Genomic DNA, 7343 nt, shown 5'->3' with positions numbered 1-7343 from the left:
CTGATGCCGCTGCGCCTGGCGCGCTTCGGCGTACCGCTCGCGGAGACCGCGCCCGCGGGTCTCGCCGCGGCGGGCATCGAGCCCGCACTGCTTCCGCCGGCGCCGGTTCCCGCGGAACAGCAGCAGCCGCAGCTGGTGGCGCCGACCGCGCCGCAGCTGGAGGCGGAGCCCGTGCCGCGGGGCGAGCAGGGGCAGCAGGCACAGGAACAGGCGCAGGTGCAGGAACAGGCGCAGGCACCTCAGGGGCAACAGCAACAGCAGCAGCCGGAGCCCGAGGTCGCGCAGGTGAGCCCGTGGTTCGCGGCTCAGCAGCCTTCGTACGTCCCCGAAGAGCCGCACGATCAGTGGTACGCGGACCAGCAGGCGTACGCGGAGCAGCAGGCCTACGTCGAGCAGCAGGCCTATCTGGAGCAGCAGCAGGCGTACTTCGACGAGCAGGGCGACCCCGCGGCCGCCGCTCCCGAGTCCGGGTTCCCGGTCCCGGCGGGCCCCGGCCGCACGCGCCCGCTCGGCGGCCAGCATCTGATTCCGGGCCCGCGCGAGGAGCAGGCGCCCGACGTCGACGACGCCCCGCACGAGGAGTCGCCCGAGTCGCCCGAGGTCCTGGAAGCGCTGCCCGACGCGTCCGGTCTCCCGGACGACGTCTCGCGCGAGGACGCGTACTTCGCGGCGTTCCGGAAGTACGTGAGCGAGCTCGGGGACTACCCCAACGCCCGGCAGTTCGGCCTGTACTTGATGGACCTGTACGGCGTCACGGGCCAGGCGGGCGGCCCTCCGGCGGAGAGCACCCTGCGCCCCTACCTGCGTGACTTCCGGGGCCGCTACCAGGAGGAGCTGGACTCCGAGTACAGCGCGTAAGGCATGTCAGGCACGTAAGGCACGCAGGGGTGGCTCAACTCCTGCTGCGGGCGCGCTTCTTGCTGCTCTCGCCCCAGATGGCGAGGGCGGCACCGACGAGGAGCAGGGCGAAGTACGCGGGCGTGGACAGGTCCCACCACTTGTGGAAGAGGCCCCACGGCTCGTCCCCGAACATGCGCCCGGCCGCGCCGAGTGCTCCCTGAATGCCGACGACCCATCCGACGATGGAGATGATTTCCTTCATACGTCCACGATCACCGGCCCCGGGGCGCCGTTCGTCCTGCCGAGGAGGGATCCAGGACTCATCCGAACGATGCAGGGCCGTGCCGCGAGGCGGCGCGTGTCACTTCGCGCCGTTGCCGGATTCCCCGCTGATGGACTCCTGGTAGACGTCCGCGTAGGTGCGTGTGTCCTTGATCAGGTCGTCGCAGAACGCGGCGACGTCCGTGCCGATGAGTTCCAGGACTCCCTTGCCTTCGACGACGCCCCCCTCGAAGAAGTCGACGATCCCGGGGAGCAGGGGCCCGTCAGGCAGGTCGACAGGACCGACCTTGAACAGGTACTTCTGCATCTCCTTGTAGACGATCTGGTAGTCCGGCGGCAGCGCCTTGACCCGGGCCATGTGCGCCCGCCACTGCTTCTTGCCCTCGATGATGTCCTGGATGCTCACGTCAGCCTCCCAGCCGGCTCAGCTTCTTTGCGACGTTCGCGTTCAACTGCTCGCGCCACCGGTCGCGATAGGTCCGGGCTCCTTCTCCACCGGCCAGCGCCGTGCAGAAGCCCTGGATGTCGTCGCCGAACACCTCGTGGACGCTCTGTCCGTCCGCTGCCGACACTTCGAGCAGCCCCAGGGCCGAGTCGAGGATCGGTGTCAGGTTGCGGCCGGTGAAGTCCCCGTAGGGGAAGAGGCGGGTGACGATCTGGTCCCAGGCCTCCCGGTATTCGTCCGGCAGAACCTCGACCCGGGCTCCGAACGCCTCCCAGTCCCTGGTGAGATCGCTGCCTGTGACCTTCTCCCAGAAGTTCATCTCCCGCCCTCCTTGAGCCTGTCGATGCGTGATGAGACGTACTGCCATTTCGCCCAGAACGCCGCGAGTTGCTCGCGTCCGGCGTCGTTGAGCGCGTAGAACTTGCGCGGCGGACCGACCCCGGACGGCCGTTTGGTCACCTGGACGAGTCCGTTGCGCTCCAGCCGCAGCAGGATGGTGTACACCGTCCCCTCTACGACGTCGGCGAAGCCGAGCTCGTTCAGCCGGCGGGTGATGGCGTACCCGTAGGTTTCCTCGCTGCCGATGATCTCCAGCACGCATCCTTCGAGCGTGCCCTTCAGCATCTCCGTCAGGTCGTCCATCGCGCGTCCTCCTCTGCACTGGCGGTACTGCGTGGTACCGAGTACCACTATACGGTATCACCGAGTAGTGGCGGGTGCCAGAGGCCAGGAGCCCTCGACGGCATGCGAAAAGCGAGAGGGGCGCCGCCCGGATGACCGGACGGCGCCCCTCTCACGTACCACCAAGCGCGAACGCTAGGCACCCAGCAGCTTGCGCACCCTCTCCGCGCCCACGGCGAGCAGCAGCGTGGGCAGTCGCGGCCCCGTCTCGCGGGTCACGAGAAGCCGGTACAGGAGCGCGAAGAACGACCGCTGCGCGACCTTGATCTCCGGCGGCAGCTCCTTCGGCGTCGCGTCCGCGGAGAACCCTGCCTGCACCTTCGGCACGCCGTACACGAGGTGCGTGAGCCCGTCGAGGGACCAGTGCGAGTCGAGGCCCTCAAGGAGCAGCCGCAGCGACTCGCGGCCCTCGTCGTCCAGGGACGACAGGAGCTCCGCGTCCGGCTCCGCGCGCACGATCGTGCGCGCGTCGGCCGGGACCTGGGTGGTGATCCAGTTCTCGGCACGGTCGAGGCGCGGGCGCGCCTCGTCCAGGGACGAGATCGGGTCGGACGGGTCCAGGTCCCGCAGGATGCGGAGCGTCTGGTCCTCCGCGCCCGCCGTGATGTCCGCGACGGACGCGAGCGTCCGGTACGGCAGCGGACGCGGCGTCTTCGGCAGCTCACCGGCGGCCGTGCGCACCGCACGCGAGTGCGCGGCGGCGTCGGCGGGCAGCACGGAGCCGTCCGCGACCTTCGCGTCCAGCTTGTCCCACTCGTCGTAGAGCCGCTGGATCTCCTGGTCGAAGGCGATCTTGAACGACTGGTTCGGCCTGCGGCGCGCGTACAGCCAGCGCAGCAGCGGCGCCTCCATGATCTTCAGCGCGTCCGCCGGGGTCGGCACGCCGCCCTTGGAGGACGACATCTTCGCCATGCCCGAGATGCCGACGAAGGCGTACATGGGACCGATCGGCTGCACGCCGTCGAAGATCTCGCGCACGATCTGCCCGCCGACCACGAAGGACGACCCGGGAGACGAGTGGTCCACGCCGCTCGGCTCGAAGATGACGCCCTCGTACGCCCAGCGCATGGGCCAGTCGACCTTCCAGACCAGCTTGCCGCGGTTGAACTCGCTGAGCAGGACCGTCTCGGTGTGCCCGCAGTCCGCGCAGACGTACGCGAGCTCGGTGCTCTCGTCGTCGTACGACGTGACCGTGGTCAGGTCCTTCTCGCACGCGCCGCAGTACGGCTTGTACGGGAAGTACCCGCTGGAGCCGCCGCTGCCGTCGTCCTCGCTCGCGGCGCCGGAGCCCTCGGCGGCCTCCAGCTCGGCCTCGTCGACCGGCTTCTGCGACTGCTTCTTGCCGGGAGCGGCCTTCTTGGTGCGGTACTGGTCGAGGATCGCGTCGATGTCACCGCGGTGCTTCATCGCGTGCAGGACCTGCTCGCGGTAGACGCCCGAGGTGTACTGCTCGGTCTGGCTGATCCCGTCGTACTCCACGCCCAGCTCGTCCAGCGCCTCGGTCATGGCCGCCTTGAAGTGCTCGGCCCAGTTCGCGTACGCGGAACCGGCCGGGGCGGGCACGGAGGTGAGGGGCTTGCCGATGTGCTGGGCCCAGGACTCGTCGATGCCGGGGACGCCGGCCGGGACCTTGCGATACCGGTCGTAGTCGTCCCAGGAGATCAGGTGCCTGACCTCGTGCCCGCGCCGCCGGATCTCGTCCGCGACCAGGTGCGGGGTCATGACCTCGCGGAGGTTGCCCAGGTGGATCGGGCCGGAGGGGGAGAGCCCGGAGGCGACGACGACCGGTTTGCCCGGGGCACGACGCTCCGACTCGGAGATGACCTCGTCCGCGTAGCGGGAGACCCAGTCGGTGGTATCGGTGCTCTGAGCCACGATCGGCACGCCTTTCTTCTTCTACGTGAGTACCGCTTGACGGAGCCATTCTCCCAGCTCCACCCGTAACCGCGAAAACCGCTTTTCCCTGCATGGGATACTGGGCGCGTCTATCTGCACCTCGAGGAGAACGGCATCCACTCCATGGCCTCGGTCACGTCCCTCACCGCCTCCGTCCACCAGCGCCTCGCGGACGCCCTCTCGGCTGCCCTGCCGGAGGCCGGCGCCGCCGACCCGCTGCTGCGACGAAGCGACCGGGCCGACTACCAGGCCAACGGGATCCTGGCCCTCGCCAAGAAGGCGAAGGCGAACCCGCGCGAGCTCGCGACGAAGGTCGTCTCGGAGATCACCGCCCCTGACCTGATCAGCGAGGTCGAGGTCTCCGGCCCCGGCTTCCTGAACATCACGGTCACCGACAAGGCGATCACCGAGAACCTCGCCGCGCGCGCCGCCGACGGCGACCGCCTCGGCGTGCCGTTCGCCGAGAAGGCCGGCACGACGGTGGTCGACTGGGCCCAGCCGAACGTGGCCAAGGAGATGCACGTCGGGCACCTGCGGAACTCGGTCATCGGCAACTCCGTCGTCAAGATCCTCGAGTTCACCGGCGAGAAGATCGTCAGCCGCCACCACATCGGCGACTGGGGCACACAGTTCGGCATGCTCGTGCAGTACCTCATCGAGCACCCGGACGCGCTGGGCCACCAGGCCGCCGACGGCGAGGCGGCGGGCGAGGAGGCGATGTCCAGCCTCAACCGCGTCTACAAGGAGTCGAAGGTGCTCTTCGACTCCGACGAGGAGTTCAAGACGCGGGCCCGGCGCCGGGTGGTGGACCTCCAGGCGGGCGACCCCGAGACCCTCGCGATCTGGCAGCGGTTCGTGGACGAGTCGAAGGTCTACTTCTACTCGGTCTTCAACAAGCTGGACGTGGAGATCCACGACGAGGACATCGTCGGCGAGTCCGGCTACAACGACATGCTGGCGGAGACCTGCCGCATGCTGGAGGAGTCCGGCGTCGCGGTCCGGTCGAACGGCGCGCTGTGCGTCTTCTTCGACGACGTGAAGGGCCCGGACGGCAACCCGTCCCCGCTGATCGTCCAGAAGTCCGACGGCGGCTTCGGGTACGCGGCCACCGACCTCTCCGCGATCCGCGACCGCGTCTTCAACCTCAAGGCGGACACGCTCCTTTACGTCGTGGACGCGCGGCAGTCCCTGCACTTCAAGATGGTCTTCGAGACGGCCCGCAGGGCGGGCTGGCTGACGGAGGACGTCAAGGCGGTGCAGCTCGGCTTCGGCACGGTACTCGGCAAGGACGGCAAGCCGTTCAAGACGCGTGAGGGCGAGACCGTACGCCTCATCGACCTCCTCGACGAGGCGATCGACCGGGCGTCGGCCATCGTCCGCGAGAAGGCCCAGGACCTCTCGGAGGAGGAGATCGCCGAGCGCGGCGCCCAGGTGGGCATCGGCGCGGTGAAGTACGCGGACCTGTCGACGTCGGCGGTGCGCGACTACAAGTTCGACCTGGACCAGATGGTGTCCCTGAACGGCGACACGAGCGTGTACCTCCAGTACGCGTACGCCCGTATCCAGTCGATCCTGCGCAAGGCCGACGACGTCTCCCCCAAGGCGCACCCGGAGCTCGAACTGGCCGACGCGGAGCGGGCGTTGGGCCTGCACCTGGACCAGTTCGCGGAGACGGTCGCGGAGGCCGCCGAGGAGTACGCACCGCACAAGCTGGCCGCGTACCTCTACCAACTGGCCTCGCTGTACACGACGTTCTACGACAAGTGCCCGGTCATCAAGCCGAAGCCGCCGCAGGACATCGCGGAGAACCGCCTGTTCCTCTGCGACATCACGGCCCGCACCCTGCACCAGGGAATGGCACTGCTCGGCATCAGGACGCCCGAGCGCCTCTGACCCCCGTCAGGGGCATCAGAGGCGCGGGGCTGTCACCTGTGCGGCTCCGCCGCGTGGGCGCGGGCTGTCACAAACGGCCCGCGGATGTCACCCCACCAGCGCGCTCCTGAGCCTCCGCAGACCCTCGGCGATCTCGTCGGGGGTCTGCGTGACGAAGCACATCCGCAGGGTGGCGGCATCCGGGGCCCCGGCATGGAACGGCGCCCCGGGAACGTACGCCACGTCATGCTCGACCACCTTCGGCAGCAGCGCGGCGGTGTCGTACCCCTCGGGCAGCGTCGCCCAGACGAACATGCCGCCCTCGGGCCGAATCCAGGTGGACCCCGCAGGGAGCGCGTCGCCGAGCCCGGCGAGCATCGCGTCCCTGCGCTTGCGGTACTCCCCGGCGACGTGCGCGACGTGCGCGTCCAGGTCGTTGTCCGCCAAGTACCGTGCCGCGGCGAGCTGGTTGACGGTGGGCGTATGCAGGTCCGCCGCCTGCTTGGCCACCGCGCACGCCCGCAACAGCGCCTCGGGCCCCCGCAGCCAGCCCAGCCGCAGGCCCGGCGCCATCACCTTCGAGAAGCTGCCGAGGAGTACGGTGCGGTCCTGTGCCCCCGGGTACGTCGCGATCCACGGCACCCGCTCGCCCTCGAACCGCAGCTCCCCGTACGGGTCGTCCTCGACGATCCACAGGCCGCGCCGCGCGGCCACGGCGGCGATCTCCGCGCGCCGCCCGGCGGGCAGCGTACGGCCCGTCGGGTTCTGGAAGGTGGGGACGGTGTAGAGCAGCTTCGGCCGGTGCGCGGCGACGAGTTCGTCGAGCGCGGCCGGATCGATCCCCGCCTCGTCGCACGGCACGGGCACCACGCGGGCGCCCGCGAAGGCGAAGGCCTGAAGTGCCGCCAGGTAGCAGGGACTCTCGACGAGGATGGTGTCCCCGGGCTCGACGAGCGCCGTCGCGAGGAGCGAGAGCGCCTGCTGCGAGCCGGTGGTGACGAGCACGTCGTCCGCGCCGGTGGGCAGCCCGCGCGCCGTGGTCCTCGCGGCGATCGCGGCACGGAGAGCGGGCTCGCCCTCCGTCGTGGAGTACTGCAGCGCCGTGCCGGGCGTCGTCGTCAGGACCGCCTGGAACGCGGCGGCGACGCCCACCGCGTCGAACAGCTCGGGCGCCGGGAGCCCGCCCGCGAAGTTGATGACCTCGGGACGCGCGGTCACCGCGAGGATCTCCCGTACGGGCGAGCCCCCGACGGAGGCCGCACGCGCGGCGAGCGGCGGGGTGGGGGCGGCGATTGCCTCGTCGGCTGTGGCAGTCATCTACGGCTCC

General features: G+C 69.9%; 7 protein-coding genes and 1 pseudogene. 2 read left to right on the top strand and 6 right to left on the bottom strand.

Annotation, left to right across the window (positions count from 1 at the left end):
• Positions 1-858: pseudogene (locus AC07AG_RS42330) on the top strand (DUF2637 domain-containing protein); the annotation flags it as partial.
• A 34-nt stretch (positions 859-892) separates the two neighbouring features.
• On the opposite strand, the gene AC07AG_RS42325 reads toward AC07AG_RS42330, so the two are convergent.
• The 5 genes from AC07AG_RS42325 to lysS form a co-directional block, all read right to left on the bottom strand.
• Positions 893-1102, bottom strand: coding sequence for a hypothetical protein (locus AC07AG_RS42325; protein ID WP_478762507.1), 210 nt, complete (start codon positions 1100-1102; stop codon positions 893-895).
• A gap of 99 nt (positions 1103-1201) precedes the next feature.
• Positions 1202-1528 (bottom strand): DUF1048 domain-containing protein, encoded by a 327-nt coding sequence (locus AC07AG_RS42320; protein ID WP_478762505.1) that lies wholly within the window; start codon positions 1526-1528, stop codon positions 1202-1204.
• A gap of 1 nt (position 1529) precedes the next feature.
• Positions 1530-1886 carry a DUF1048 domain-containing protein gene (locus tag AC07AG_RS42315; RefSeq protein WP_478762504.1) on the bottom strand — a complete coding sequence of 119 codons (357 nt, stop codon included), beginning with the start codon at positions 1884-1886 and terminating at the stop codon, positions 1530-1532.
• Positions 1883-2209: a PadR family transcriptional regulator gene (locus AC07AG_RS42310; RefSeq protein WP_478762503.1), complete on the bottom strand. Its 327-nt coding sequence runs from the start codon at positions 2207-2209 to the stop codon at positions 1883-1885. The genes AC07AG_RS42315 and AC07AG_RS42310 overlap by 4 nt, the downstream gene beginning before the upstream one ends.
• A gap of 174 nt (positions 2210-2383) precedes the next feature.
• Positions 2384-4132, bottom strand: a complete 1749-nt coding sequence (lysS, locus tag AC07AG_RS42305) for a lysine--tRNA ligase (RefSeq protein WP_478762501.1) — start codon at positions 4130-4132, stop codon at positions 2384-2386.
• A gap of 135 nt (positions 4133-4267) precedes the next feature.
• On the opposite strand from lysS, the gene argS reads away from it, so the two are divergent.
• Positions 4268-6037 (top strand): arginine--tRNA ligase, encoded by a 1770-nt coding sequence (gene argS, locus AC07AG_RS42300; RefSeq protein WP_478762499.1) that lies wholly within the window; start codon positions 4268-4270, stop codon positions 6035-6037.
• An 87-nt stretch (positions 6038-6124) separates the two neighbouring features.
• On the opposite strand, the gene AC07AG_RS42295 is transcribed toward argS, so the two are convergent.
• Positions 6125-7333 (bottom strand): aminotransferase-like domain-containing protein, encoded by a 1209-nt coding sequence (locus AC07AG_RS42295; RefSeq protein ID WP_478762498.1) that lies wholly within the window; start codon positions 7331-7333, stop codon positions 6125-6127.
• Between the last annotated feature and the right edge of the window lie 10 nt (positions 7334-7343).

The sequence above is a fragment of the Streptomyces sp. NPDC044044 genome (assembly GCF_056434405.1).
The sequence above is the reverse complement of the archived record's forward strand: the minus strand, read 5'-3'. Positions and strand labels throughout refer to the sequence as shown.

What these genes read in the sequence shown, in the direction of transcription:
- AC07AG_RS42325 (WP_478762507.1), bottom strand. Translation starts at nt 1,102, where the DNA reads ATGAAGGAAATCATCTCCATCGTCGGATGGGTCGTCGGCATTCAGGGA.
- AC07AG_RS42315 (WP_478762504.1), bottom strand. Translation starts at nt 1,886, where the DNA reads ATGAACTTCTGGGAGAAGGTCACAGGCAGCGATCTCACCAGGGACTGG.
- AC07AG_RS42310 (WP_478762503.1), bottom strand. Translation starts at nt 2,209, where the DNA reads ATGGACGACCTGACGGAGATGCTGAAGGGCACGCTCGAAGGATGCGTG.
- argS (WP_478762499.1), top strand. Translation starts at nt 4,268, where the DNA reads ATGGCCTCGGTCACGTCCCTCACCGCCTCCGTCCACCAGCGCCTCGCG.
- AC07AG_RS42295 (WP_478762498.1), bottom strand. Translation starts at nt 7,333, where the DNA reads ATGACTGCCACAGCCGACGAGGCAATCGCCGCCCCCACCCCGCCGCTC.